Origin of the sequence: Haemophilus sp. CCUG 60358 (assembly GCF_001679485.1) — a bacterium.
Classification (GTDB): Bacteria; Pseudomonadota; Gammaproteobacteria; order Enterobacterales; family Pasteurellaceae; genus Haemophilus_D.
Window position 1 is genome coordinate 1 of sequence record NZ_LZOZ01000012.1, and the last position, 24021, is coordinate 24021.

The window sequence follows — 24021 nt, forward strand, 5'->3', positions numbered from 1 at the left end:
GTAGGACACCGCCAGGTACTGAATTAGAACCCCGAGCTGAAGAGCTTGGGGTTTTTGTTTATGGAGTTTTCAATATTTTAGCAAAGCGTTGATTCTATGATACAATCATCGCCGTAATTTTTATAAAACAAGAGAAAATATGACCGCACTTAATGTATTAATTTATCCAGATGATCACCTAAAGATTGTTTGTGAGCCAGTTGTCGAAGTCAATGATGACATTCGCAAAATTGTAGATGATATGTTTGATACGATGTACCAAGAAGAAGGCATTGGTCTTGCAGCTCCGCAGGTAGATATCTTGCAGCGTATTATTACGATTGATATTGAAGGCGACAAACAAAATCAATTAGTGTTGATCAATCCAGAAATTTTGACCTCAGAAGGTGAAACAGGCATAGAAGAAGGTTGTTTGTCTATTCCTGGATTCCGTGCTTTAGTGCCTCGTAAAGAAAAAGTCACGGTAAAAGCGTTAGATCGCCATGGTAAAGAATTTACGATTGATGCAGATGGTTTATTAGCAATCTGTATTCAGCATGAGATCGATCATTTGAACGGTATTTTATTTGTGGATTATCTTTCACCGTTGAAACGTCAACGTATCAAAGAAAAATTAGTGAAATATAAAAAACAAATTGCAAAACAATAATCAAAAGTGCGGTATAAAATGACCGCACTTTTCCTATCAACGCCATAACGTAGAACATTATGAAACCATTGAATATCATCTTTGCCGGTACCCCGGACTTCGCAGCACAGCATCTTGCTGCACTTTTAAATTCTCATCACAATATTATTGCTGTTTATACGCAACCAGATAAACCGGCTGGCCGCGGTAAAAAATTGCAGGCGAGTCCTGTAAAACAATTAGCAGAACAGCATCAAATTCCTGTTTATCAACCAAAATCCTTGCGTAAAGAAGAAGCACAAGCAGAGCTTAAAGCGTTAAATGCTGATGTAATGGTTGTTGTCGCTTATGGTTTGATTTTACCTCAAGCAGTGTTGAATATGCCTCGTTTAGGTTGTTTAAATGTGCATGGTTCTCTGTTGCCACGTTGGCGTGGCGCTGCACCTATTCAGCGCTCTATTTGGGCAGGTGATCAACAAACAGGTGTGACAATTATGCAAATGGATGTGGGTTTAGATACTGGCGATATGTTACATAAAGTGTATTGTGATATTGATGTGCAAGAAACCTCTGCCTCGCTTTATCATAAGTTAGCTGAAATTGCGCCATCTGCATTGATTGATGTTTTAGATCATTTGGAAGAAGGGAAATTCATTGCAGAAAAACAAGATGATAGCCAAAGTAACTATGCAGAGAAACTTTCTAAAGAAGAGGCTAAATTAGATTGGTCGCTATCGGCAGCCCAGCTTGAACGCAATATTCGCGCATTTAATCCTTGGCCGATTAGTTTCCTACAATTAACCGATGAGCAAGGTAATGAACAAACCTTAAAAGTTCATGCTGCTGCCCTGTTGCCACATGTAGATAAGCCCGCTGGGACGATTTTAAGTGTCGATAAAAAAGGTATCCAAATTGCCACGAAAGAAGGCGTTTTAAATTTATTGCAACTTCAGCCTGCAGGCAAGAAACCTATGTCGGTGCAAGACTTCCTCAATGGTCGAGCAGATTGGTTCCAGGTAGGTAAGGTTCTAAACTAATGGTATTTCAACGAAAAAAAACGGAAAAATCGATCGCACTTTCGGTACGCGCTATTGCTGCTCAAGTGATTTTGCAGGTTTTAGATCAAGGTAAGTCCTTATCAACGTTGCTTCCTGAAGTGCAATCACAGGTAAAACCACAGGATTTTCCTTTATTACAGGAAATTACCTTTGGTATTTGTCGCGTATTGCCTCGTTTAGAAAATATTATAAAAAAACTATTAGATAAACCATTGAAGGGTAAAACCCGCATCGTGCACTGCTTGCTATTGGTGGGATTGTACCAATTACTTTATATGCGCGTACCCGCTCATGCGGCTGTGGATGAAGTGGTGAACGCCACAAAATCATTAAAATCGGATAGTTTCCGTGGTTTGGTTAATGGTGTATTGCGTCGCTTCTTACGGGAACAAGAGGATATTCTTGCTGTAGTAGATAAACATTGGCAAACGCTTCATCCTGAATGGTTTGTGAATAAACTAAAAAAAGCTTATCCGAATTGGCGTGAAATTATGGAGGCGAATAACCAAAAGCCACCAATGTGGTTGCGAGTTAACCAACAACAAAATAATACGAAAACTTACCGCACTTTGTTGGAAGAGCAAGAGATCGTCGCATTTGAATCTGATAATCCACATGCTCTGCGCTTAGCTCAACCACTTTCGGTCACAAAGTTGCCAAATTTTGAACAAGGTGCGGTGACAGTTCAGGATCTCAATGCGCAGTGGTCGGCTTTATTGCTTGAGCCACAAAATAATGAATTAATTTTAGATGCCTGTGCGGCCCCAGGTGGGAAGACTACACATATTTTAGAGATGGCACCGCAAGCAAAAGTGATTGCGCTTGATGTCGAGGCTCATCGCTTAAAACGCGTCGAAGAAAATCTTGCCCGTTTGAATCAACAGGCGACTGTTGTTTGTGGTGATGCGACCGAGCCTGAAAAGTGGCTTTCAGAAATAGGTTTAAGTGGAGCATCCTTTGATCGTATTTTATTAGATGCACCTTGCTCGGCAACAGGGGTGATTCGTCGTCATCCGGATATTAAATGGCTGCGTCAAGAAACGGATATTGCTCAATTGGTTGCCTTGCAAGGACAAATTCTAAAAGCGCTTTGGGCAAAATTGAAACCTAATGGTATTTTGCTTTACGCGACTTGTTCGGTGCTTCCTGATGAGAATAGTCAGCAAATACAGCATTTTTTAGCTGAAACACCCGATGCAGAATTAATGCCATTGCCGTTTGAACAAACTGAAAATACGATTGGAATCCAATTCTTACCACAAGAGAATGGCGGGGATGGGTTCTATTATGTAAAATTGAGAAAACGGTCAGCTTAAATGAATTTGCCTTTAATTGATGTCGTCATTCCTTGTTATAACGAGGAACAAACGCTTGTTCGAGCAGTGGAATCTGTGTTGCTGCAAGGCAATCTTGGCCGTCTTTGGTTGATTGATGATGCGTCGACAGATAATACATTTGCATTAGCCTTACAGCTTGCCGCGCAATATCCTGGCAGAATTTCTGTCGAACAAATGTCGAAAAATAGTGGTGTCGCGATGGCTCGAAATTTGGGTGCGATGCTTTCTGCTAAAAGTGCGGTCGATTTTGTTGCGTTTTTAGATGCGGATGATGCATATGAACCGGGAGCATTAGAAGTGGCGGCGGCAACCTTTCATTTTCAGCCAGATACTTCGGTCGTGAGATTAGCATTAAAACCGATAAATTTAGCCCAACGTTATGCAGAACACCCTAATTTTGATCAGGCATGGCAATATATGCGTATGACCTGTGGGGGAAACATCGTTTTCAATAAAGCTTTTTTCTTAGCTTGCGGCGGATTTCCAACACATCAATTATTCCGAGAGCTCGGTGGTGAAGATGGCGCTTTAGGCATTGCGACGACTAAAACGGCAAAAGTAGCGACATTATTTGAAGATGTAGGCGTGTTGCATTTTTGTCGTGAAGGTATGCATGCAGAACGTTTACTCGATGGTCTGTTATTTGGTAAACAAGATTTAGCGATTACAGCAGAAAAAATGGCAGAAGCTGAACAAGTAACAGCGACCATTTGTCGCCGTATTGAGGCATTAAAGTGCGGTCTAAATTCAGCTGAAATTGGTATCCGACCTTTGGTTGTGGAGAGAACAGAATGAAAATAATCATCTTAGGTGCAGGACAAGTAGGCACAACACTTGCGGCAAATTTAGTGAGTGGAGATAACGATATCACACTAGTCGATAATGAATCTCAACATTTGCAGAATTTGCAAGATAAGCATGATTTACGTGTGGTTAAAGGTTTGCCTTCTTCACCCAAGATTTTACGAGATGCGGGGGCAGCTGATGCAGACTTGATGGTTGCGGTAACCGCATCTGATGAAACCAATATGATTGCTTGCCAGTTGGGATATACCCTTTTCAATACCCCAACTCGTATTGCACGTATTCGTAATGCTGAATATTTGCGAGAGAAAGATAAGTTATTTAATGATGAAAATGTGCCAATCGATCATCTGATTTCACCAGAGAATTTAGTCACAGATGAGATTACTCGTTTAATAGCTTATCCAGGTGCGTTGCAAGTGGCGCATTTTGCCAATAATCGAATTAGCATTGTGATTGTAAAAGCGTATTACGGTGGTCCTTTAGTGGGCTATGCGTTATCCGCTTTTAAAGAGCATATGCCACATATTGATTGCCGTATCATTTCAATTTTACGTAATGATAAATTAATTCGCCCGCAAGGTTCGACCATTATTGAGGCGGGAGACGAAATTACCTTCATTTGTGCGATAGAGCACATTAAAGCGGTGATGAGTGAGTTGCAACGCCTTGAGAAAACTTACAAGCGTATCATGATTGTGGGCAGCGGGAATATTGCCTCAGGTGTAGCAAAACAGCTAGAAGATAAGTATCAAGTAAAACTCATTGAGCGTGATGGTGAAAAAGCAAAAGTGTTGGCTGAGAAACTCTCTAAAACCCTTGTTTTCCATGGTGATGCTTCTGACCAGAATTTACTTTTTGAAGAGCATATTGAGAACGTCGATGTCTTTTTATCATTAAGTGCGGACGATGAAGCCAATATTATGTCGGCATTACTGGCAAAACGTCTGGGTGCCAAAAAGGCGATGGTACTTATTCAGCGCATGGCATATATCAATTTGATTCAAGGCGGAACCATTGATATCGCGGTTTCACCACAACAAGCGACAATTTCGGCTTTATTGGGTCATGTGCGTAAAGGAGATATCAAAAACGTAGCCTCTTTGCGTCATGGTACTGAGGAAGCCATTGAACTTGTGGTACATGGTGATTCGACAACATCCAATGTGGTTGGAAGACGGATTGGCGATATTAAACTTCCAGTTGGTGCAATGATTGCAGCAATTTTACGTAAAAATGAGGTAATTATTGCTCGTCGTCAGGTGGCCATTGAAGAAGGCGATAGTGTCATTGTTTATATTAATGACAAGAAATCTGTGTCAGAAATAGAAAAATTATTCCAACCAAGTGCATTTTTTATTTAAATAACAGTTTACTTTTTAATCTAAAAATCTATAATGCGCACTCTTTTAATTTTTTAAACCAACACAAAAGGAAATTTTATGAGCTTTCTTAAAGAATTCCGCGAATTCGCAGTACGCGGCAACGTAGTAGACATGGCAGTCGGTGTGATCATCGGTGGTGCTTTTGGTAAAATCGTAAGTTCACTTGTCGGCGACGTAGTAATGCCTGTATTAGGTATCTTAACTGGTGGCGTAGATTTCAAAGATTTAAAAATCACGTTAGCACAAGCAGTAGGTGAAACTCCAGCAGTAACATTAAACTACGGTGCATTTGTTCAAAACGTCTTTGATTTCATCATCATTGCATTCGCAATCTTCATGATGATCAAAGGTATCAACAAAGTGAAAAAACCAGTAGAAGAAGTAAAAGGTCCTTCACAAGAAGATTTACTTACTGAAATTCGCGATTTATTAAAAAAATAATAAGAATTTAATGTGAATAAAAAAGGTTGGTATTTTACCAACCTTTTCTTTTACCTAAAATTTAAGCCTTTAATAATAAGGCGACAGCCTCGCAAGCAATGCCTTCACTTCGACCTGTAAAGCCAAGTTTTTCTGTTGTGGTTGCTTTCACGTTTACTTGCTCAATATCACAATGTAAATCCTCCACAATCTTCGCTCGCATTGCATCGATATGAGGACGCATTTTAGGGGCTTGAGCAATAATAGTTACATCCACATTACCTACTTTATAGCCTTTTTCTTGTACTTGGCGGAATGCTTCTCGTAATAAAACACGACTATCTGCATTTTTATATTGCATATCAGTATCAGGGAAGAGTTTACCAATATCCCCTAATGCTGCCGCACCTAATAAGGCATCCGTTAAGGCATGTAAGGCGACATCACCATCAGAATGGGCAATAAATCCGGTATGGTAAGGCACTTCAACGCCACCAATAATTAAAGGGCGATCTTCACCAAAAGCATGAACATCAAACCCATGTCCAATTCGTATCATAGAGTTTTCCTTGTTAAATAAAATTCGGCTAAAGCTAAATCTTCTGGACGTGTCACTTTAATATTATCACTTCGTCCCGCGACTAAGTGCGGTTGAAATCCGGCAAGTTCCATCGCAGAGGCTTCATCTGTAATATTAGCACCTTGAGATAGCCCCTCTTCAAGTGCATTTCTTAATAGATCGCAACGGAAAAATTGAGGTGTTTGTGCAAGCCAAAGTTCAGCGCGATCTTCTGTTTTAATAATATCTTGTTGTTTATTCGCGCGTTTAATCGTATCGACCGCTGGAATGGCCAAAATAGCGCCGTGTTCATCATCGATTTGGAGCAATTTATCTAAATCTTGATGTGTTAAACAAGGTCTGGCTGCATCATGCACCAATGCCCAAGCATGGTCATTTTTAATCGCTTTTAGCCCATTGAGAACTGACTCGGCTCGTGTTTCACCACCTTCAACGAGGGTGATGTTTTGATGAGGAAATAAAGTCATTTCAGAAAGATAGGGATCATTTTTTCCTACCGCAAGAATAACGTGATTGATTGCAGGGTGGGATAGAATCACTGAGAGAGTATGTTCCAGAATCGTCTTGTCTAGGATTTTCAGATATTGCTTAGGTTTGTTTGCCTGCATACGGCTTCCAACACCCGCAGCAGGAATGACGGCAATAATTTCGCGGCTCATTATTTATGCTCTTTGACGATGTGATAGAATACTTCGTTTGGTTTGACCATATCGTGGCCCATGCGAGCACGCTCTTCAATAGATTCAAAGCCTTTTGTTAATCCTTGAATTTCGGCGGAAATCATTTGATTTCTTTGTGAGAGCTTTTCATTTTCAGCTTTATTCTCTTTGATTTGAGCGACGACATCTTTGTAATCAAAATAGCCGTTTTTACCAAACCAAAGATCGTACTGAAATAGCAAGAGAATACCCACTAAAATTCCAATGAAAAGACGCATAAATTACCTATTATTTCTGAAAAATAGGGATAGTTTACCGTGAAATACAGCGAAATGCGATGAAAAAGTGCGGTTAAAAATAAGATGATTTTTGAAGTGATCTCATTCGGCTTATCAGGTAACTTAAAATTTAAAAATGTGATCTCTCTCACAAATTAGTTATAAAGTTTGATAAACCCATAGTCACTGCCCAAATAGGCTTGTTATACTTTTGCTCGTCATTATGACTTTTTAACAGAAGGAACAATCAATGAAAACAACATTAAAACTTACCGCTATTGCAGCGATGTCAGCATTTATTTTAACCGGTTGTGCGACTCAAGATAAGAGTGCAGAAGCGGATGCGCAGCTTCAACAACAAGCGGTATTAGGTCTTAACTGGATTCAACAATCAGGTGAATATCAAGCCCTTTCTTACCAAGCATACAATGCGGCAAAAGTGGCATTTGATCACGCTAAAGTGAAAAAAGGTAAGAAAAAAGCTGTTGTGGTGGACTTAGATGAAACCATGTTAGATAACAGCCCTTATGCTGGCTGGCAAGTTCAAAACAATAAACCATTTGATGGTAAAGATTGGACTCGTTGGGTAGAAGCTCGTCAATCAGGTGTGGTACCAGGTGCAGTAGAATTCAATAACTATGTAAATACCCATGGCGGTAAAATGTTCTATGTTTCTAATCGTAAAGACAGCAATGAAAAAGCAGGTACGATTGATGACATGAAACGTTTAGGTTTTAATGGTGTTGAAGATTCAGCGTTTTACTTGAAAAAAGATAAATCACCAAAAGCAGCACGTTTTGAAGAAATTGAAAAACAAGGTTATGAAATCGTCGTTTATGTGGGTGATAACCTAGATGACTTCGGTGATGCGATCTACGGTAAACAAAATGCAGAACGTCGTGATTTCGTGGCACAAAACAAAGCGAAATTTGGTAAAACATTCATCGTATTACCTAACCCAAACTACGGTGGCTTTGAAGGCGGCTTAGCAAAAGATTATTTCAAAGGCGATTCAAGCAGCAAAGTAAAAGCACGTTTAGATGCAGTTAAAGCTTGGGATGGTAAATAATTCCCTTCTTGAGATAAACAAACACCCGCAGAGATGCGGGTGTTTTGTTTTAGTCTAAAAGTGCGGTCTATTTTCGCATCATTTTTTCTTTATGGGCGGCGAAGTCGCCACCTTTGGCAAGCATGCGAAGTTGTAAGATAACGCGCTCTTTTAGCAAATCTTGTTCAGCTTTGGTCATGTCTAAGGCGTTAGAACCTGCCGTGAATACGATGGTTACCATTCCCTCTGCCTGAACATAAGACACATATTGAGGGTAGTGATTTTTCTTCGCAATGTATTCAGCTAATTCATCGACAAAGTGTTTGATTTCACGAGCGGCTGCGGTACGGAAAGCTTGAGAAGTGCCCGAACTTTCACGTAAGAGCAAACGGAACACGTTGGTGCTGTGAGTGATAAATTCAAAAAAGGTTTCCACGGATACTCGGATCACACTGCCACCTGCATCAATACGTTTACGCGCTTGGCGCATTAATTGACGGAGGGTTAAACCTGCTTCATCTACCATTTCTAATCCGAGCTCATCCATATCGCTAAAGTGGCGATAGAAAGAAGTTGGTGCAATGCCCGCTTCACGGGCAACTTCACGCAAGCTTAAATTAGAAAAGCTTTTTTCTGCACTCAATTGATTGAATGCAGCGTCAATTAAAGCTCGACGGGTTTTTTCTTTTTGAATTGCTCGAACACCAGCCATTGGGTTTTCCTCAGCTTATGATAAATTATTTTTTATTCGCTAAAATCGATTTAACTTGTTCACTGACCGCACTTGCAACGCGTTCATAGCGATTACGTAATGGTGAACCTGGGCGGTAAACGAGAGCAATAGTACGAGACGGTTCTGGCGAATGGCAAGGAATATATTTTACACCTGCACGTGTGCCTTCATTTAATACAGCAAGTTCTGGCATAAAGGTGATGCCTGCATTAGCTGCCACCATATTACGCAACGTTTCAAGGCTAGTGGCTTGGAAGTGAGAGTCTTCTTTAGCACCGGCCGTAAAACAATAATCGAGTGCTTGATTACGTAAGCAATGCCCATCATCCAACATAAGCATTTCTTGCCCTTTTAAGGTATTCATGGCAATTTTACTTTCTGAAGCCCAAGGATGTTGGTCGGATACAGCGAGTAACATTTTTTCATCAAAAATAGGCACTTCGATAAACGCTTCAGTTTCGGGTACGCGAGCCACAATCGCACAATCTAATCGACCAGTTTCTAATTGCTCTAATAATTGATGGGTTTGAGCTTCGTAAAGAAATACTTCTAAATCTGGGAAAGTTTCTTTCAATGTTGGTACAATATAAGGAAGTAGATAAGGGCCAACGGTTGGGATTAATCCAATGTGTAATGGACCTGTCATTTCTTTACCTTGATTGCTAGCCATTTCTTTGAGTAATTTGACTTCGCGTAATACAGTGCGAGCTTGATCGACAAGTAACATACCTGATTGCGTGAAGAGTACTTTGCGGCTAGTACGTTCAAGTAAAATAATGCCTAATTCATCTTCTAGTTTGCGAATTTGGCCACTTAAAGTGGGTTGGCTAACATTGCAAGAATCCGCCGCACGACGGAAATGTTTAAACTCGGAAAGAGCTACTAAGTATTCTAAATCACGAATATTCATGGGGTTCTCACTTTATAGAATATGTCAATTAAAAGGATAGAATTAATTGATTATGACTATATCACAAAACTTTCTATAATGCCTATCAAGTTTTTAGGGCAAATTAATTTAACTCACAGAGGAGACATATTATGTCTAATATGGAAGGAAAAAAAGTTCCGCAAGTTACATTTCGTACTCGTCAAGGCGATCAATGGGTTGATGTGACCACATCTGAATTATTTGATAACAAAACAGTTGTTGTTTTCTCATTACCAGGTGCATTCACGCCAACTTGTTCATCTTCTCACTTACCACGTTATAACGAGCTTGCGCCAGTCTTCAAACAACATGGTGTTGATGATATTTTAGTTGTGTCTGTAAACGATACTTTCGTTATGAATGCTTGGAAAGAGGCAGAAGAAGCACACAATGTAAAATTCATTCCAGATGGTAACGGTACCTTCACTGAAGGTATGGGTATGTTAGTTGGAAAAGATGATTTAGGTTTTGGTAAACGTTCTTGGCGTTATTCTATGCTCGTGAAAAATGGCGTAGTGGAAAAAATGTTTATTGAACCAAATGAGCCAGGCGATCCGTTTAAAGTATCTGATGCCGATACTATGTTGAAATACATTACACCAGATTTCCAAGTGCAAGAATCAATCGCAATCTTCACTAAACCAGGCTGCCCATATTGCGCGAAAGCAAAACAACTTTTACGTGATAAAGGTTTAAGCTTTGAAGAAATCGTATTAGGTCAAGATGCAACTATCGTGAGTGTACGTGCGGTTTCTGGTCGTGCAACTGTGCCACAAATATTCATCGGTGGTAAACACATCGGCGGTAGCGACGATTTAGAAAAATACTTTGCATAATTGATTGCTAGGTAGGAAATTTTTTATATTTTTGATTATTAGGAACATAAGTTAAAAGGGAGCGAAAGCTCCCTTTTTGTTGTTTGTGATTTTGTTTTTATATTCTTAAGCATTAAAGCCAATGTAGCAAACCGAAACTAAAACAATGTAAAAAATGAGCGCACTTAGTAGCAATAATTTTACGGCAAGTTTAGGTTTGTATTGATGCAATTTATAAAGTAAACGCGCAATTAAAACCAAAACAAAGGGATACACCCAAAAGATAATCGAGAAAAGATCGATCTGAAAGTCGCTTAATGTTGGGTTTTTCGCAAAAGCAGTGGAAAGCAGAGAGGCCATTGGCCATAGTAAAATGGGTAAACAAAATGCCGCGATTCCCCAAGCGAAGCCGCTAAATCCTGTCGGCATAGTTTGTTTTTTCATAATGAACCTTATATGATTGACGAAAAATAAAAAGGAATATAACAAATGCCGTCTTTATTTGATAGTGAAACCGATGTGCCAGAAGAGAGAAAAGTATTGAAACGCACATTGAGCGCACAAAAAATCACGTTTATTTTGACCACACTTTGCGCGGTGATGTATCTCTTGCAGAATATAGGATTTGAAGAGCCAATTATAGATTTATTTCATTATCCTGCTTATTCTTGGGAAGATCAGGAAGTATGGCGCTATTTCACCCATGCTATTGTTCATTTGTCGGTACCCCATATTTTATTTAATCTTTCGTGGTTCTGGTTATTTGGTGGCGCGATTGAACGCCGATTTGGTTCTTTCCATTTTTTATTATTGGTCTTAGTGTCTGCCGCAGTGAGTGGCGCCGTACAGAATTATTTTACCGGTCCAGCTTTTTTCGGATTATCTGGCGTCGTGTATGCGGTGTTAGGTTATGTGTTGGTGGTGGACAAATTGCACCCGCATAGCTTTGACTTACCGGAAGGTTTTTTTACAATGTTACTGGTAGGTCTTCTCTTTGGCTTTATTAGTCCGTTGTTTGGTATTAATATAGGCAACGCAGCTCATATTTCAGGCTTTATCTTAGGATTGGTTTGGGGATTTCTGCAGAGTAAAATTAATATTAAAAAGTTTAGCTAATTCAAATTTATAGGCATTTATATGAAACAATCATTACGCCATCAGAAAATTATTGAGCTTGTGAAGCTAAAAGGGTATGCCAGCACAGAAGAGCTGGTGATAGAGCTGGATGTCAGTCCTCAGACGATTCGACGTGATCTGAATATCCTTGCGGAACAAGATTTAATTCGTCGTCATCATGGTGGCGCGGCACCTTCTTCTACCGCAGAAAACTCTGATTACATTGAACGTAAACAATTTTTTCCTTCCCAAAAAAGCGCCATTGCTCGCGAAGTGGCAAAACGTATTCCAAATGGTGCTTCCTTATTTATTGATATTGGAACCACACCTGAAGCTGTAGCAAGTGCTTTATTAAACCATGAACGGTTACGTATTGTGACGAATAATATCAATGCCGCTCATTTATTACGCCAAAATGAAACCTTTGATATTACGATGGCGGGCGGTTCCTTACGTAAGGATGGGGGCATTATTGGTGAGGCAACGGTTAATTTTATTTCGCAATTCCGTTTAGATTTTGGGATTCTCGGGATTAGTGCGATCGACCTTGATGGCTCATTATTGGACTATGATTATCACGAAGTCCAAGTGAAGCGAGCTATTATAGAAAGCTCGCGTCAAACATTGTTAGCAACCGACCATTCGAAATTCTCTCGACAAGCTATTGTACGGTTAGGTGAGCTTAAAGATGTGGATTACCTTTTCACCGATGATGTGCCAAAACAAATTGCAGATTATTTAGAAAATAGCAATACAAAGTTAGTGATTTGTAAATGATAGAAATAGGAAGTGCGGCCAAAATTGACCGCACTTTTTTTGTAGGCATCCATGCTTAGCCACTGCTGTTTCGACCAATTCAAAATTAACCCCATTCATGCCAACATCCTTATTAATATGAGATAAGGTTAATTTTGCTGCATATTAAATTATTAGATTTTAGGGATAAAAACGGACGACAAATCATTCGACTGCCAATTCTTTATTTAGGACTACGGGGAAGGTTTGCTTGAAGAGTCAAGAAAGACAAGATCTTGATAGATCAAGTGGAGTACATCGAGATCCCTCTCTAAATGTAATTTATTTATACTGCTGTTTTTAAAAAAAGGGAATATTAAAATTACAAATATGTGATCGAGATCACAATTTAAATGCAAAAAGAAAGCCACTTATTTTTGTTTAGAAAATAAGAGGCTATTTTGCAGATTTTTATCGATTTAAATTCACTGCGCCTTCATAACCAAGTTGTCGCCACGCCTCATAAATTGTTACGGCTACTGAGTTAGATAAGTTCATGCTACGGCTATTTGCGGTCATAGGAATCCGGATTTTTTGCTCCATTGGCATACTATCTAAAATAGACATGGGAATACCACGAGTTTCAGGGCCAAACATCAAGTAATCCCCTAATTCAAATTGCACTTCGCTATGTGCTGGGCTGCCTTTAGTCGTCAGCGCAAAAAGACGTTTCGGTTTTTCACTTTCTAAAAAGGCTTCAAAGGTTTTATGCTTTTTGATTTCAGCAAATTCATGATAATCCAAACCTGAGCGACGTAATTTTTTATCATCCCATGTAAAGCCAAGTGGCTCGATTAAATGAAGGCGAAAGCCAGTGTTGGCACAAAGACGAATAATATTTCCCGTATTTTGTGGAATTTCAGGTTCGTATAACACAATATCCAACATAATAATTTCCTAATCTTTTTTATACAGGCGGTAGCTCACCATACCTGCGGTTTTCTCTTTCAGTAATTGCCAATTATCAGGCACGCTAAGCGGTTTGTCTTTTTCTGTTTCAACATAAATCAATGCATGAGGTAAGAGCCAATTCTTTTCCTCTAAAAGTGCAATCGCTTGTTCTGCTAAGCCAAAATGAAAAGGTGGATCTAAAAATACCACATCAAAGTGCGGTTGATTTTGCACTTGTTTTAAAAATTCTAAACTATTTTGATTGATTACCTGAGCTTGTTCACTCGTTGTTTTTAGCGTTTGCAAATTTTTCTTTAATTGGTTTGCCACATTTTTATCTAACTCTAAAAACGTCACCTGTTTCGCTTGGCGAGAAAGGGCTTCAAAACCAAGTGAGCCACTGCCTGCAAAGCAATCAAGACAATGGCTATCCACAATGTAAGGCATCAACCAGTTGAATAAGGTTTCTTTTACGCGATCGCCTGTTGGACGCAAACCTTCAGCATTTAAAACCGGTAATTTTCGTCCACGCCAAAGACCCGCGATGATTCGAACTTCGCCTTTGGCATTTTGAACTTGCATTTTTTTCATAAAGAAACAGATTTTTAGTGAAAATTGTGCTTAGTTTAGACGATTTTTTGCTAGAATAGGCAGTATTTTTTACAGATTTGTGTTTAAGAGAAGAATTTATGTCAGAAGAAAAGAAAAAAGGTGGATTTTGGGCCTCCCTTTTTGGTCGCAATAAAAAGCAAGAAGAACAAAAAATTGAGCCAATTATTGAAGAGCCATCTGTCGAACCTGCCGATGTTTCACCTGAGGAAGAAATTGTTCACGCTGAAGAGAACGTTCAATTAGAACAAGTTGAACAGGAAGAATTACAGGAATTAGCTGAACAACTGCAAGAAGATAAAGTAGAAGAGGTCGTTGTTGAGCATCTTGAACCTATCGTAGAACAAGTGATTTCACCTGAAAGTGCGGTCAATATTGAACCTGTTTTAGATACACCGGTGATTGAAACAATTGACGAAGAAACGGTAAAAACAGAAGAAATTTCAACCGCACTTCCTACAGCAGAGCCAGCAGAAAGCATTATTGAACAAAATAATGTCATTGAAGATCTTCCTGTGGTTGAAGCTGAGATTGAGCCTGAAATTGTTGACGATGTTAAAGACGAATTACGTTCAGATATCAATACCGAAACGCAAGAAAAACCAAGTGAAGGCGGCTTTTTCAGTCGTTTAGTCAAAGGCTTACTCAAAACCAAGCAAAATATTGGTGCAGGTTTCCGCTCTTTCTTTTTAGGCAAAAAAATTGATGATGATTTGTTTGATGAGTTGGAAGAGCAACTTTTAATTGCTGATATTGGCGTGCCAACAACTAATAAAATCATTAAGAATTTAACGGAGCATGCAAGTCGTAAACAATTACAAGATGCGGAATTACTTTACCAACAACTTAAAGTTGAAATGGCGGAGATCTTAAAACCTGTCGCGCAGCCGCTAATTATTGATACGACTAAAAAACCGTATGTTATTTTGATGGTTGGCGTGAATGGTGTAGGTAAAACAACCACAATTGGTAAGTTGGCTCGTAAATTCCAAAATGAAGGTAAATCAATCATGTTAGCAGCAGGGGATACTTTCCGTGCTGCTGCAGTAGAGCAGCTTCAAGTGTGGGGTGAGCGTAATAATATTCCGGTGGTGGCACAAAGTACGGGTTCAGATTCTGCGTCGGTGATTTTTGATGCGATGCAATCTGCCGCAGCACGTCACATTGATATTTTAATTGCGGATACGGCAGGACGTTTACAAAATAAAAATAATCTCATGGATGAATTGAAGAAAATTGTTCGCGTCATGAGAAAATACGATGAAACCGCACCACACGAAATTATGCTTACTCTTGATGCGGGTACAGGACAAAATGCAATTAGCCAAGCTAAACTCTTTGATGAAGCAGTTGGACTAACCGGTATCTCATTAACCAAGTTAGACGGTACAGCAAAAGGTGGGGTAATTTTCGCCATTGCAGATCAGTTTAATTTACCAATTCGTTATATTGGTGTGGGTGAAAAGATTGAAGATTTACGCGAATTTAATGCAGAAGAATTTATTGAAGCATTGTTTGTTCACGAAAATGAAGAATAAAAAGGAATAATAAAGTGATTCGATTTTCAAATGTCTCTAAAGCTTATCACGGTGCAACTCAGCCGGCCTTGCAGGGCTTAAATTTTCATCTTCCTGTCGGAAGTATGACTTATCTTGTTGGGCATTCTGGCGCGGGTAAAAGTACCTTGCTTAAATTAATCATGGGAATGGAAAAGGCGAATGCCGGTAATATTTGGTTTAATGGTCATGATATTACGCGTTTGTCTAAATATGAAATCCCATTTTTACGTCGTCAAATCGGTATGGTTCACCAAGATTACCGTTTATTAACGGATCGTAGCGTGGCAGAAAATGTGGCGTTGCCATTGATTATTGCTGGCATGAACCCGAAAGAAGCGCATACACGTGCATTGGTTGCGTTAGATCACGTGGGTTTACGCAGTAAAGCGAATTATATGCCGCCACAAATCTCAGGTGGGGAACAACAACGCGTAGATATCGCACGTGCAATCGTACATAAACCGCAACTTTTATTAGCGGATGAGCCGACAGGTAACCTTGATGATGAACTTTCCTTAGGGATTTTTAATCTTTTTGAAGAGTTTAATCGTTTAGGCATGACAGTCTTGATTGCGACACACGATATCAATTTAATTCAAAAAAAACCAAAACCATGTCTTGTACTTGAACAAGGCTATTTACGCTATTAAGGATAAAAAATGACAAGACGTATTGATGCTTCTTTTGGCGTGCAAACTGCCTATACTTTGCGTTCTGTTTGGGGCGATTTGGTAAAACGTAAATTTGGTACATTGCTAACAATTTTAGTCATTGCCGTGTCTTTAACGATTCCAACGGTGAGCTATTTGTTATGGAAAAATTTACATTTAGCGACGACTCAATTTTATCCGGAAAGCGAACTCACAATCTATTTACACAAAAATTTAAGTGAAGAAGATGCTAACTTAGTGGTGGAAAAAATCCGTCAACAAGAAGGCGTGGAATCTTTAAATTATGTTTCTCGCCAAGAAAGCTTAAAAGAATTCAAAAGTTGGTCTGGTTTTGGTGAAGAATTAGAGATTTTAGATGATAATCCATTACCGGCAGTCGTGATGGTGAAACCGTCTAAAGACTTTAATGCATCTGAAAAACGAGCAGAATTACGTACCAACTTAAATAAAATTAAAGGGGTGCAAGAAGTTCGTTTAGATAACGATTGGATGGAAAAATTGACCGCACTTTCGTGGTTATTTGCGCATGTGGCAATTTTCTGTACGGTCTTGATGACCATTGCGGTATTCCTTGTTATCGGAAATAGTATTCGCTCTGATGTCTATAGTAGCCGAGCAAGCATTGATGTGATGAAACTATTAGGTGCGACAGATCAATTTATTCTTCGTCCTTATCTTTATACCGGTATGATTTATGCGGTGTTGGGCGGATTGGTTGCAGCACTCTTTAGCAGTCTTATTGTAGGATACTTTACTTCAGCGGTGAAGTATGTGACGGATATCTTTGCGGTTACATTTGAGCTCAATGGATTAGGCGTTGGTGAGCTAATCTTCTTATTAGTCAGCTGCTTGATTATGGGCTATGTTGGCGCTTGGATTGCAGCAACAAGACATATTACAATGTTAGATAACAAACTATAGATTTCATTTATATTAAAGTGCGGTCATTTTTTGTCGTGTTTTCATCTGAAAAACATTCAGAAAAATGACCGCACTTTTTTGTATGTGGAAATTAATTGAACAAAAAGCTTGCATAATTAGGTGTTTTTGTGTAATATCCACGGGCTTTCAGACATTGAAAGCCGTTTAATGTAATCATTTATTAAACGAGTATTACGATATGTAATACTAACAATGTTTCCGATTTGGAGACTATATAACAGGTAACTTACACCTCCTTTTCTATTTTGAAGTTAGAATTGTGATTGGTGTTAGTTTTTTATTAGCTAAATTTTATTGGAGCTCTGGTCTAATGCAGAACCAAAGAATCCGTATCCGCTTAAAAGCTTTCGATCACCGTTTGATCGATCAATCTACTGCGGAGATCGTAGAAACAGCTAAACGTACTGGTGCACAAGTTCGTGGTCCAATCCCTTTACCAACTCGTAAAGAGCGTTTCACCGTGTTGATTTCTCCACACGTGAACAAAGACGCGCGTGATCAATACGAAATTCGTACACACAAACGTTTAGTAGATATCGTAGAGCCAACAGAAAAAACTGTTGATGCATTAATGCGTTTAGATTTGGCTGCCGGCGTGGACGTGCAGATCAGCCTAGGTTAATTAAGAGGTTATTACAATGATTGGTTTAGTCGGTCGTAAAGTTGGTATGACCCGTATCTTCAATGAAGACGGTGTTTCTGTACCAGTTACCGTTATCGAAATCGAAGCCAACCGCGTAACTCAAGTTAAAACTCTTGAAAACGATGGCTATACTGCAGTTCAAGTTACTACTGGTTCTAAAAAAGCGAATCGTGTAACTAAACCTGAAGCAGGTCATTTCGTGAAAGCAGGTGTTGAAGCTGGTCGCGGTTTATGGGAATTTCGTACTGAAGGTGAAGAATTCACTTTAGGTCAAGAAATCAATGTTGACATCTTTGCAGATGTTAAAAAAGTAGATGTTACTGGTACTTCTAAAGGTAAAGGTTTCCAAGGTGGTGTTAAACGTTGGAACTTCCGTACTCAAGATGCTACACACGGTAACTCTTTATCACATCGTGTACTTGGTTCTATTGGTCAAAACCAAACTCCAGGTCGTGTGTTTAAAGGTAAAAAAATGGCAGGACATTTAGGTGCTGAGCGTGTAACCGTTCAATCACTTGAAGTTGTTCGTGTAGATGCTGAGCGTAAATTGCTATTAGTAAAAGGTTCTGTACCTGGTGCTATCAATGGCGATGTTATCGTTAAGCCGGCAGTTAAAGCATAAGTCTAGGAGATAGAGATGGAATTACAAGTTGTAGGTGCAAACGCACTAACTGTTTCTGAAACTACCTTCGGACGTGAGTTTAACGAAGCTTTGATTCACCAAGTTGTTGTTGCTTATGCAGCAGGTGCTCGTCAAGGTACTCGTGCGCAAAAAACTCGTGCTGAAGTGTCTGGTTCAGGTAAAAAACCTTGGCGTCAAAAAGGTACAGGTCGTGCTCGTTCTGGTGATATCAAATCACCAATCTGGCGTTCTGGTGGTACAACCTTCGCGGCTAAACCACAAGATCACAGCCAAAAAGTGAACAAGAAAATGTACCGTGGTGCTATCAAAAGCATTCTTTCTGAATTAGTTCGTCAAGACCGTTTGGTTGTTGTTGAAAAATTCGAATTAGATGCACCAAAAACTAAAGTTTTAGTACAAAAATTAAAAGATTTAGCAGTTGAAGATGCGTTAATTATCACAGCAAGTTTAGATGAAAATCTATTCTTAGCGGCACGTAACTTGTATAAAGTTGATGTACGTGATGTTCAAGGTATCGATCCAGTTAGCTTAATCGCTTTCGATAAAGTGATTGTTACTGTTGACGCTGTGAAACAAATTGAGGAGATCCTAGCATGAGTCAAGAACGTTTGCTAAGCGTGCTACGTGCACCGCACATCTCTGAAAAAGCAACTAACAATGCTGAAAAATCTAACACTGTTGTACTTAAAGTTGCTTTAGATGCGAACAAAGCTGAAATTGCTGCTGCTGTTGCTCAATTATTTGAAGTAAAAGTTGACTCAGTTCGTACTGTGGTTGTTAAGGGTAAAACTAAACGCCGTGGTAACAAAATGGGTCGTCGCAGCGACTGGAAAAAAGCTTATGTAACTTTAGCCGAAGGCCAAAACTTGGACTTCGTGGACAGTGCAGAGTAATCGGAGGAAATTAGAGAATGGCTATCGTTAAATGTAAGCCGACCTCCGCTGGTCGTCGTCACGTTGTTAAAATCGTGAACCCTGAATTACATAAGGGTAAACCTTACGCGCCTCTTCTAGATACTAAATCTAAAACTGGTGGTCGTAACAATTATGGTCGTATTACCACTCGCCACATCGGTGGTGGTCATAAACAACATTACCGTTTAATCGATTTCAAACGTAACAAGTTAGATATCCCAGCGGTTGTTGAGCGTTTAGAATATGATCCAAACCGTTCAGCTAACATTGCTTTAGTGCTTTATAAAGATGGTGAACGCCGTTATATCTTAGCACCTAAAGGTTTGTCAGTTGGCGATCAAATCCAATCTGGCGTTAACTCACCTATTAAAGTGGGTAACTCATTACCAATGCGTAATATCCCAGTTGGTTCAACAGTACATAACGTTGAATTAAAACCAGGTAAAGGCGGTCAAATCGCTCGTTCTGCTGGTGCTTATGTACAAATCATCGCTCGTGAAGGCAACTACGTAACTTTACGTTTACGTTCAGGCGAAATGCGTAAAGTATTAGCTGAATGTGTTGCTACAATCGGTGAAGTTGGTAACTCAGAACATATGCTTCGCGTATTGGGTAAAGCTGGTGCTAACCGCTGGAGAGGCATTCGCCCTACAGTTCGTGGTACTGCAATGAACCCAGTAGATCACCCACACGGTGGTGGTGAAGGTCGTAACTTTGGTAAACACCCAGTAACTCCTTGGGGCGTTCAAACTAAAGGTAAGAAAACTCGTCACAACAAACGTACCGATAAATTCATCGTACGTCGTCGTGGCAAATAATTTAAATTAATAAGAGGATAAGCCATGCCACGTTCTCTCAAGAAAGGTCCTTTCCTTGACCTACACTTGTTGAAGAAGGTAGAGAAGGCGGTGGAAAGCGGGGATAAAAAACCAATCAAAACTTGGTCCCGTCGTTCAATGATCATTCCTTCAATGATCGGATTGACCATCGCAGTCCATAATGGTCGTCAGCACGTTCCTGTTTATGTATCTGATGAAATGATCGGCCATAAATTAGGTGAATTTGCACCGACTCGTACATACCGCGGTCACGCGGCAGATAAGAAAGCTAAGAAATAAGAGGTAAATAGATGGAAACTATCGCAAAACATCGTTACGCTCGCACTTCTGCCCAAAAAGCTCGCTTAGTTGCCGATTTAATTCGTGGTAAAAAAGTTGCGCAAGCATTAGAAATCTTAACTTTTACTAACAAAAAAGCTGCGGCTTTAGTGAAAAAAGTATTAGAGTCTGCTATTGCTAATGCAGAGCATAATGATGGTGCAGATATCGATGATCTTAAAGTTGCTAAAATCTTCGTTGACGAAGGTCCTAGCATGAAACGTGTTATGCCACGTGCTAAAGGTCGTGCAGATCGTATTTTAAAACGTACTAGCCACATCACTGTGGTTGTGTCAGATCGTTAATAAGTAGAGGAATAGCAATGGGTCAAAAAGTAAATCCAAATGGTATTCGCCTAGGTATTGTAAAACCTTGGAACTCTACTTGGTTCGCGAATACACAAGATTTCGCCGACAATCTTGACGGTGACTTCAAAGTACGCAAATTCTTAAATAAAGAATTAGCAAACGCTTCGGTTTCACGTATTACTATTGAGCGTCCAGCTAAAAGTATTCGTGTAACAATTCACACAGCTCGCCCTGGTATCGTTATCGGTAAAAAAGGTGAAGATGTTGAAAAATTACGTAACGCAGTGTCTAAAATCGCTGGTGTTCCGGCTCAAATCAACATTGCTGAAGTGAAAAAACCGGAATTAGATGCAAAATTAGTTGCAGACAGCATCGCTTCTCAATTAGAACGTCGTGTAATGTTCCGTCGTGCTATGAAACGTGCGGTACAAAGCGCAATGCGTTTAGGTGCTAAAGGTATCAAAGTTGAAGTTAGCGGTCGTTTAGGTGGTGCAGAAATCGCACGTTCTGAATGGTATCGTGAAGGTCGTGTACCTCTACATACTCTTCGTGCGGACATCGATTATAACACTGCAGAAGCTCATACTACATACGGCGTAATCGGCGTTAAAGTATGGATCTTCAAAGGTGAAATTTTGGGTGGAATGGCTGCAGTTGCGCAATCAGAACAACAACCTGCCGACAAGCCTAAAAAGGCTCCGCGTGGCAAAGGTCGTAAGTAAGGAGAAACGCTAAATGTTGCAACCAAAACGTACAAAATTCCGTAAAGTTCACAAAGGCCGTAATCGTGGTATCGCGGGTGGTACTGAAGTTAGCTTCGGTACATTCGGGTTAAAAGCAGTTGGTCGTGGTCGTTTAACCGCTCGTCAAATTGAAGCGGCTCGTCGTGCAATGACACGTGCAGTTAAACGTCAAGGTAAAATCTGGATCCGTGTTTTCCCAGATAAACCAATTACTGAAAAACCATTAGAAGTCCGTATGGGTAAAGGTAAAGGTAACGTTGAGTACTGGGTAGCCTTAATCCAACCGGGTAAAGTACTTTATGAAATGGATGGTGTGTCTGAAGAGATCGCAAGACAAGCATTTGCATTAGCAGCTGCTAAATTGCCAATCAAGACTACCTTCGTAACTAAGACGGTGATGTAATGAAAGCTCAAGATTTACGTACAAAAAGTGTTGAAGAGCTGAATGATGAATTAGTGAACCTTTTAGGTGAACAATTCAAATTGCGTATGCAAACAGCCACCGGTCAGCTTCAACAAACCCATCAGGCTAAACAAGTGCGTCGTGATATCGCACGCGTTAAAACCATTTTAACTGAGAAGGCGGGTGAGTAATGACTGATAAAATTCGTAGCGTACAAGGTAAAGTTGTTAGCGACAAAATGGAAAAATCTTTCGTTGTTGCTATTGAACGTAAGGTAAAACATCCGTTATACGGTAAATTTATCCGTCGTACAACTAAATTACACGTACACGATGAGAACAACGAAGCCAAATTAGGTGATGTAGTAGAGATTCGCGAATGTCGCCCTCTCTCTAAAACTAAATCTTGGACTTTAGTTCGTGTTGTTGAGAAAGCAGTTATTGCTTAATTAACAAGTTAAAAAATAAAAGCCAATGGTTTATACCGTTGGCTTTTTTCTTTCTAAGACTTGCTAAAAAATAATGAAAATTTGACCGCACTTTAAACACTCTGATTTAAGTATAAAATTTTGATTGCGTTTCTAGCTTGATTTTGGTAAACTCCGCCACCTATCCGCCATATATCTTTATAAGGTATGGATAGGTTCGTCCCGCAAGGGTGTATTATTAACTTAACGGAGCATAAAATATGATCCAAGAACAGACTATGCTGGATGTTGCCGATAACTCTGGTGCTCGCAGTGTAATGTGTATCAAGGTTCTAGGTGGATCGCACCGTCGTTATGCTGCTATTGGTGATATCATCAAAGTTACTGTGAAAGAAGCAATTCCACGCGGTAAAGTTAAAAAAGGTGATGTATTAAAAGCAGTTGTTGTGCGCACCAAGAAGGGTGTTCGTCGCCCAGACGGATCAGTCATTCGCTTCGATGGTAACGCTTGTGTAATTTTAAACAATAACACAGAGCAACCAATCGGTACTCGTATTTTTGGACCGGTGACTCGTGAACTTCGTTCTGAGAAATTCATGAAGATCATTTCTTTGGCACCAGAAGTATTGTAAGGAGAAGTGAGAAATGGCTGCAAAAATTCGTCAAAACGATGAAGTAATCGTACTTGCCGGTAAAGACAAAGGCAAGCGTGGCAAGGTAACTAAAGTGTTACCAAACGGTAAAGTGTTTGTTGAAGGTATCAACATCATCACTAAACATGAAAAACCAGTTCCTGCTTTAGGACAAGCTGGTGGTTTAGTGAAAAAAGAAGCGGCTATCGATGCTTCTAACGTTGCGATTTTCAATCCAAAAACAAACAAAGCTGACCGTGTAGGTTTTAGATTCGAAGACGGTAAAAAAGTACGTTTCTTCAAATCTAACAATGAAATTATCTAACAAACTGGAGTAATGCGATGGCGAAACTGCATGATTACTACAGAGATCAAGTAGTAAACGAGTTAAAAAATAAATTCGGCTACAAATCTGTCATGCAAGTCCCACGAATCGAAAAGATTACCCTGAATATGGGTGTGGGTGAAGCATTGACCGATAAGAAATTGCTAGACAACGCAGTAGCGGACTTAGCAGCAATTAGCGGTCAAAAACCTTTAGTAACTAAAGCTCGTAAATCTGTTGCTGGCTTTAAAATCCGTCAGGGATATCCAATCGGTTGTAAAGTAACACTACGCGGTGAGCGTATGTGGGAGTTCTTTGAACGTTTAATTACAATTGCTGTTCCACGTATTCGTGACTTCCGCGGTTTAAGCGCGAAATCATTTGATGGTCGTGGTAACTACAGCATGGGTGTGCGTGAACAAATCATCTTCCCTGAAATCGATTACGATAAAGTAGATCGTGTACGTGGTTTAGATATCACTATCACAACTACTGCTAAGAATGATGAAGAAGGTCAAGCACTACTTGCTGCCTTTAATTTCCCATTCCGTAAATAAGGCAGGTTAT

At 39.7% G+C, this 24021-nt stretch carries 35 protein-coding genes; 27 read left to right on the forward strand and 8 right to left on the reverse strand.

All coding sequences use genetic code 11. From position 1 onward, the window contains the following. The first annotated feature begins 139 nt into the window (after positions 1–139). From def to mscL, 6 genes are all read left to right on the forward strand, one after another. Positions 140–649, forward strand: coding sequence for a peptide deformylase (gene def, locus A9500_RS04300; RefSeq protein ID WP_065244041.1), 510 nt, complete (start codon positions 140–142; stop codon positions 647–649). Between the two features lie 59 nt (positions 650–708). Continuing rightward, entirely contained in the window at positions 709–1665 is a 957-nt protein-coding gene (gene fmt / locus A9500_RS04305) for a methionyl-tRNA formyltransferase (protein WP_065244042.1), read from the forward strand. Then, positions 1665–3002 carry a 16S rRNA (cytosine(967)-C(5))-methyltransferase RsmB gene (rsmB, locus tag A9500_RS04310; protein ID WP_065244043.1) on the forward strand — a complete coding sequence of 446 codons (1338 nt, stop codon included), beginning with the start codon at positions 1665–1667 and terminating at the stop codon, positions 3000–3002. The genes fmt and rsmB overlap by 1 nt, the downstream gene beginning before the upstream one ends. Continuing rightward, positions 3003–3818 carry a glycosyltransferase family A protein gene (locus A9500_RS04315; protein ID WP_065244044.1) on the forward strand — a complete coding sequence of 272 codons (816 nt, stop codon included), beginning with the start codon at positions 3003–3005 and terminating at the stop codon, positions 3816–3818. Beyond that, a complete protein-coding gene (gene trkA / locus A9500_RS04320) occupies positions 3815–5191 on the forward strand; it encodes a Trk system potassium transporter TrkA (protein ID WP_065244045.1) in 1377 nt (458 codons plus the stop codon). Before A9500_RS04315 ends, trkA begins: the two co-directional genes overlap by 4 nt. 78 nt (positions 5192–5269) lie before the next feature. Further along, positions 5270–5653 (forward strand): large-conductance mechanosensitive channel protein MscL, encoded by a 384-nt coding sequence (gene mscL, locus A9500_RS04325; protein WP_065244046.1) that lies wholly within the window; start codon positions 5270–5272, stop codon positions 5651–5653. Between the two features lie 61 nt (positions 5654–5714). Here mscL and ispF read toward each other — a convergent pair whose 3' ends face one another. From ispF to ftsB, 3 genes are read right to left on the reverse strand one after another with little or no spacing between them, the layout of a single operon-like run. Then, positions 5715–6191: a 2-C-methyl-D-erythritol 2,4-cyclodiphosphate synthase gene (gene ispF, locus A9500_RS04330; protein WP_065244047.1), complete on the reverse strand. Its 477-nt coding sequence runs from the start codon at positions 6189–6191 to the stop codon at positions 5715–5717. Next, positions 6188–6871 (reverse strand): 2-C-methyl-D-erythritol 4-phosphate cytidylyltransferase, encoded by a 684-nt coding sequence (gene ispD / locus A9500_RS04335; RefSeq protein ID WP_065244048.1) that lies wholly within the window; start codon positions 6869–6871, stop codon positions 6188–6190. Before ispD ends, ispF begins: the two co-directional genes overlap by 4 nt. After that, on the reverse strand, positions 6871–7149 hold the full coding sequence (gene ftsB, locus A9500_RS04340) for a cell division protein FtsB (RefSeq protein WP_065244049.1): 279 nt from the start codon (positions 7147–7149) through the stop codon (positions 6871–6873). Before ftsB ends, ispD begins: the two co-directional genes overlap by 1 nt. A gap of 250 nt (positions 7150–7399) precedes the next feature. Between ftsB and A9500_RS04345 the strand changes: the two genes are divergently transcribed. After that, complete coding sequence (locus A9500_RS04345; RefSeq protein WP_065244050.1) at positions 7400–8218, forward strand: 5'-nucleotidase, lipoprotein e(P4) family; 819 nt, start codon at positions 7400–7402, stop codon at positions 8216–8218. 67 nt (positions 8219–8285) lie between these two features. On the opposite strand, the gene fabR is transcribed toward A9500_RS04345, so the two are convergent. After that, positions 8286–8909, reverse strand: coding sequence for an HTH-type transcriptional repressor FabR (fabR, locus tag A9500_RS04350; RefSeq protein ID WP_065244051.1), 624 nt, complete (start codon positions 8907–8909; stop codon positions 8286–8288). Between the two features lie 25 nt (positions 8910–8934). Next, positions 8935–9840 (reverse strand): DNA-binding transcriptional regulator OxyR, encoded by a 906-nt coding sequence (oxyR, locus tag A9500_RS04355; protein ID WP_065244052.1) that lies wholly within the window; start codon positions 9838–9840, stop codon positions 8935–8937. Positions 9841–9971: 131 nt separating this feature from the next. Here oxyR and pgdx point away from each other — a divergent pair, with 131 nt between their 5' ends. Continuing rightward, entirely contained in the window at positions 9972–10697 is a 726-nt protein-coding gene (pgdx, locus tag A9500_RS04360; RefSeq protein ID WP_065244053.1) for a hybrid peroxiredoxin PGdx, read from the forward strand. A gap of 105 nt (positions 10698–10802) precedes the next feature. Here pgdx and A9500_RS04365 read toward each other — a convergent pair whose 3' ends face one another. Further along, on the reverse strand, positions 10803–11120 hold the full coding sequence (locus A9500_RS04365; RefSeq protein ID WP_065244054.1) for a DUF5389 domain-containing protein: 318 nt from the start codon (positions 11118–11120) through the stop codon (positions 10803–10805). Positions 11121–11216: 96 nt separating this feature from the next. Here A9500_RS04365 and A9500_RS04370 point away from each other — a divergent pair, with 96 nt between their 5' ends. Further along, the gene (locus tag A9500_RS04370) at positions 11217–11792 is read left to right on the forward strand and encodes a rhomboid family intramembrane serine protease (RefSeq protein ID WP_065244108.1); all 576 of its coding nucleotides are present in this window, start codon (positions 11217–11219) and stop codon (positions 11790–11792) included. 21 nt (positions 11793–11813) lie between these two features. Next, the gene (locus A9500_RS04375) at positions 11814–12569 is read left to right on the forward strand and encodes a DeoR/GlpR family transcriptional regulator (RefSeq protein ID WP_065244055.1); all 756 of its coding nucleotides are present in this window, start codon (positions 11814–11816) and stop codon (positions 12567–12569) included. A gap of 429 nt (positions 12570–12998) precedes the next feature. On the opposite strand, the gene trmL is transcribed toward A9500_RS04375, so the two are convergent. Together trmL and rsmD are read right to left on the reverse strand one after the other, a co-directional pair. Beyond that, complete coding sequence (trmL, locus tag A9500_RS04380; protein ID WP_065244056.1) at positions 12999–13475, reverse strand: tRNA (uridine(34)/cytosine(34)/5-carboxymethylaminomethyluridine(34)-2'-O)-methyltransferase TrmL; 477 nt, start codon at positions 13473–13475, stop codon at positions 12999–13001. Between the two features lie 9 nt (positions 13476–13484). Further along, positions 13485–14069 (reverse strand): 16S rRNA (guanine(966)-N(2))-methyltransferase RsmD, encoded by a 585-nt coding sequence (gene rsmD / locus A9500_RS04385; RefSeq protein ID WP_065244057.1) that lies wholly within the window; start codon positions 14067–14069, stop codon positions 13485–13487. 98 nt (positions 14070–14167) lie between these two features. Between rsmD and ftsY the strand changes: the two genes are divergently transcribed. From ftsY to rplE, 17 genes are all read left to right on the forward strand, one after another. Continuing rightward, a complete protein-coding gene (gene ftsY / locus A9500_RS04390) occupies positions 14168–15625 on the forward strand; it encodes a signal recognition particle-docking protein FtsY (RefSeq protein WP_065244058.1) in 1458 nt (485 codons plus the stop codon). 14 nt (positions 15626–15639) lie between these two features. Next, positions 15640–16296: a cell division ATP-binding protein FtsE gene (ftsE, locus tag A9500_RS04395; protein WP_065244059.1), complete on the forward strand. Its 657-nt coding sequence runs from the start codon at positions 15640–15642 to the stop codon at positions 16294–16296. Between the two features lie 9 nt (positions 16297–16305). Next, positions 16306–17238: a permease-like cell division protein FtsX gene (gene ftsX, locus A9500_RS04400; RefSeq protein ID WP_065244060.1), complete on the forward strand. Its 933-nt coding sequence runs from the start codon at positions 16306–16308 to the stop codon at positions 17236–17238. Positions 17239–17569: 331 nt separating this feature from the next. Beyond that, positions 17570–17881: a 30S ribosomal protein S10 gene (gene rpsJ / locus A9500_RS04405; RefSeq protein WP_001181005.1), complete on the forward strand. Its 312-nt coding sequence runs from the start codon at positions 17570–17572 to the stop codon at positions 17879–17881. 16 nt (positions 17882–17897) lie between these two features. Further along, positions 17898–18524 (forward strand): 50S ribosomal protein L3, encoded by a 627-nt coding sequence (gene rplC / locus A9500_RS04410; RefSeq protein WP_005632753.1) that lies wholly within the window; start codon positions 17898–17900, stop codon positions 18522–18524. A 15-nt stretch (positions 18525–18539) separates the two neighbouring features. Then, the gene (gene rplD, locus A9500_RS04415) at positions 18540–19142 is read left to right on the forward strand and encodes a 50S ribosomal protein L4 (RefSeq protein ID WP_005695085.1); all 603 of its coding nucleotides are present in this window, start codon (positions 18540–18542) and stop codon (positions 19140–19142) included. Then, on the forward strand, positions 19139–19438 hold the full coding sequence (rplW, locus tag A9500_RS04420; RefSeq protein WP_005632756.1) for a 50S ribosomal protein L23: 300 nt from the start codon (positions 19139–19141) through the stop codon (positions 19436–19438). The genes rplD and rplW overlap by 4 nt, the downstream gene beginning before the upstream one ends. A 17-nt stretch (positions 19439–19455) precedes the next feature. After that, complete coding sequence (rplB, locus tag A9500_RS04425; RefSeq protein ID WP_014064570.1) at positions 19456–20277, forward strand: 50S ribosomal protein L2; 822 nt, start codon at positions 19456–19458, stop codon at positions 20275–20277. A gap of 24 nt (positions 20278–20301) precedes the next feature. Beyond that, positions 20302–20577, forward strand: a complete 276-nt coding sequence (gene rpsS, locus A9500_RS04430) for a 30S ribosomal protein S19 (RefSeq protein WP_005539416.1) — start codon at positions 20302–20304, stop codon at positions 20575–20577. 11 nt (positions 20578–20588) lie between these two features. Then, complete coding sequence (rplV, locus tag A9500_RS04435) at positions 20589–20921, forward strand: 50S ribosomal protein L22 (protein WP_005625897.1); 333 nt, start codon at positions 20589–20591, stop codon at positions 20919–20921. A gap of 17 nt (positions 20922–20938) precedes the next feature. Then, complete coding sequence (gene rpsC / locus A9500_RS04440) at positions 20939–21646, forward strand: 30S ribosomal protein S3 (RefSeq protein WP_049357257.1); 708 nt, start codon at positions 20939–20941, stop codon at positions 21644–21646. A gap of 13 nt (positions 21647–21659) precedes the next feature. After that, entirely contained in the window at positions 21660–22070 is a 411-nt protein-coding gene (gene rplP, locus A9500_RS04445) for a 50S ribosomal protein L16 (protein WP_005695088.1), read from the forward strand. Continuing rightward, on the forward strand, positions 22070–22261 hold the full coding sequence (gene rpmC, locus A9500_RS04450; RefSeq protein ID WP_014064571.1) for a 50S ribosomal protein L29: 192 nt from the start codon (positions 22070–22072) through the stop codon (positions 22259–22261). The genes rplP and rpmC overlap by 1 nt, the downstream gene beginning before the upstream one ends. Further along, the gene (gene rpsQ / locus A9500_RS04455) at positions 22261–22518 is read left to right on the forward strand and encodes a 30S ribosomal protein S17 (protein ID WP_005695091.1); all 258 of its coding nucleotides are present in this window, start codon (positions 22261–22263) and stop codon (positions 22516–22518) included. The genes rpmC and rpsQ overlap by 1 nt, the downstream gene beginning before the upstream one ends. A 239-nt stretch (positions 22519–22757) precedes the next feature. Further along, a complete protein-coding gene (gene rplN / locus A9500_RS04460; protein WP_005619403.1) occupies positions 22758–23129 on the forward strand; it encodes a 50S ribosomal protein L14 in 372 nt (123 codons plus the stop codon). 13 nt (positions 23130–23142) lie between these two features. Beyond that, positions 23143–23454, forward strand: coding sequence for a 50S ribosomal protein L24 (rplX, locus tag A9500_RS04465; protein ID WP_005695092.1), 312 nt, complete (start codon positions 23143–23145; stop codon positions 23452–23454). A 17-nt stretch (positions 23455–23471) separates the two neighbouring features. Beyond that, positions 23472–24011, forward strand: coding sequence for a 50S ribosomal protein L5 (gene rplE / locus A9500_RS04470; RefSeq protein ID WP_005695093.1), 540 nt, complete (start codon positions 23472–23474; stop codon positions 24009–24011). The last annotated feature ends 10 nt before the right edge of the window (positions 24012–24021 follow it).

Bases quoted from the DNA above. Each gene is read 5' to 3' on its own strand.
- fmt (WP_065244042.1), top strand. From the start codon at position 709: ATGAAACCATTGAATATCATCTTTGCCGGTACCCCGGACTTCGCAGCA.
- rplD (WP_005695085.1), top strand. From the start codon at position 18,540: ATGGAATTACAAGTTGTAGGTGCAAACGCACTAACTGTTTCTGAAACT.
- rpmC (WP_014064571.1), top strand. From the start codon at position 22,070: ATGAAAGCTCAAGATTTACGTACAAAAAGTGTTGAAGAGCTGAATGAT.
- mscL (WP_065244046.1), top strand. From the start codon at position 5,270: ATGAGCTTTCTTAAAGAATTCCGCGAATTCGCAGTACGCGGCAACGTA.
- A9500_RS04365 (WP_065244054.1), bottom strand. From the start codon at position 11,120: ATGAAAAAACAAACTATGCCGACAGGATTTAGCGGCTTCGCTTGGGGA.
- fabR (WP_065244051.1), bottom strand. From the start codon at position 8,909: ATGGCTGGTGTTCGAGCAATTCAAAAAGAAAAAACCCGTCGAGCTTTA.
- trkA (WP_065244045.1), top strand. From the start codon at position 3,815: ATGAAAATAATCATCTTAGGTGCAGGACAAGTAGGCACAACACTTGCG.
- rplN (WP_005619403.1), top strand. From the start codon at position 22,758: ATGATCCAAGAACAGACTATGCTGGATGTTGCCGATAACTCTGGTGCT.
- oxyR (WP_065244052.1), bottom strand. From the start codon at position 9,840: ATGAATATTCGTGATTTAGAATACTTAGTAGCTCTTTCCGAGTTTAAA.
- ftsB (WP_065244049.1), bottom strand. From the start codon at position 7,149: ATGCGTCTTTTCATTGGAATTTTAGTGGGTATTCTCTTGCTATTTCAG.
- rplW (WP_005632756.1), top strand. From the start codon at position 19,139: ATGAGTCAAGAACGTTTGCTAAGCGTGCTACGTGCACCGCACATCTCT.
- ispD (WP_065244048.1), bottom strand. From the start codon at position 6,871: ATGAGCCGCGAAATTATTGCCGTCATTCCTGCTGCGGGTGTTGGAAGC.
- rplE (WP_005695093.1), top strand. From the start codon at position 23,472: ATGGCGAAACTGCATGATTACTACAGAGATCAAGTAGTAAACGAGTTA.
- trmL (WP_065244056.1), bottom strand. From the start codon at position 13,475: ATGTTGGATATTGTGTTATACGAACCTGAAATTCCACAAAATACGGGA.
- rsmD (WP_065244057.1), bottom strand. From the start codon at position 14,069: ATGAAAAAAATGCAAGTTCAAAATGCCAAAGGCGAAGTTCGAATCATC.
- rpsC (WP_049357257.1), top strand. From the start codon at position 20,939: ATGGGTCAAAAAGTAAATCCAAATGGTATTCGCCTAGGTATTGTAAAA.
- A9500_RS04345 (WP_065244050.1), top strand. From the start codon at position 7,400: ATGAAAACAACATTAAAACTTACCGCTATTGCAGCGATGTCAGCATTT.
- rsmB (WP_065244043.1), top strand. From the start codon at position 1,665: ATGGTATTTCAACGAAAAAAAACGGAAAAATCGATCGCACTTTCGGTA.
- A9500_RS04315 (WP_065244044.1), top strand. From the start codon at position 3,003: ATGAATTTGCCTTTAATTGATGTCGTCATTCCTTGTTATAACGAGGAA.
- A9500_RS04375 (WP_065244055.1), top strand. From the start codon at position 11,814: ATGAAACAATCATTACGCCATCAGAAAATTATTGAGCTTGTGAAGCTA.
- rplP (WP_005695088.1), top strand. From the start codon at position 21,660: ATGTTGCAACCAAAACGTACAAAATTCCGTAAAGTTCACAAAGGCCGT.
- ispF (WP_065244047.1), bottom strand. From the start codon at position 6,191: ATGATACGAATTGGACATGGGTTTGATGTTCATGCTTTTGGTGAAGAT.
- rplB (WP_014064570.1), top strand. From the start codon at position 19,456: ATGGCTATCGTTAAATGTAAGCCGACCTCCGCTGGTCGTCGTCACGTT.
- rpsJ (WP_001181005.1), top strand. From the start codon at position 17,570: ATGCAGAACCAAAGAATCCGTATCCGCTTAAAAGCTTTCGATCACCGT.
- ftsY (WP_065244058.1), top strand. From the start codon at position 14,168: ATGTCAGAAGAAAAGAAAAAAGGTGGATTTTGGGCCTCCCTTTTTGGT.
- rpsQ (WP_005695091.1), top strand. From the start codon at position 22,261: ATGACTGATAAAATTCGTAGCGTACAAGGTAAAGTTGTTAGCGACAAA.
- rplC (WP_005632753.1), top strand. From the start codon at position 17,898: ATGATTGGTTTAGTCGGTCGTAAAGTTGGTATGACCCGTATCTTCAAT.
- rplX (WP_005695092.1), top strand. From the start codon at position 23,143: ATGGCTGCAAAAATTCGTCAAAACGATGAAGTAATCGTACTTGCCGGT.
- ftsX (WP_065244060.1), top strand. From the start codon at position 16,306: ATGACAAGACGTATTGATGCTTCTTTTGGCGTGCAAACTGCCTATACT.
- def (WP_065244041.1), top strand. From the start codon at position 140: ATGACCGCACTTAATGTATTAATTTATCCAGATGATCACCTAAAGATT.
- pgdx (WP_065244053.1), top strand. From the start codon at position 9,972: ATGTCTAATATGGAAGGAAAAAAAGTTCCGCAAGTTACATTTCGTACT.
- rpsS (WP_005539416.1), top strand. From the start codon at position 20,302: ATGCCACGTTCTCTCAAGAAAGGTCCTTTCCTTGACCTACACTTGTTG.
- rplV (WP_005625897.1), top strand. From the start codon at position 20,589: ATGGAAACTATCGCAAAACATCGTTACGCTCGCACTTCTGCCCAAAAA.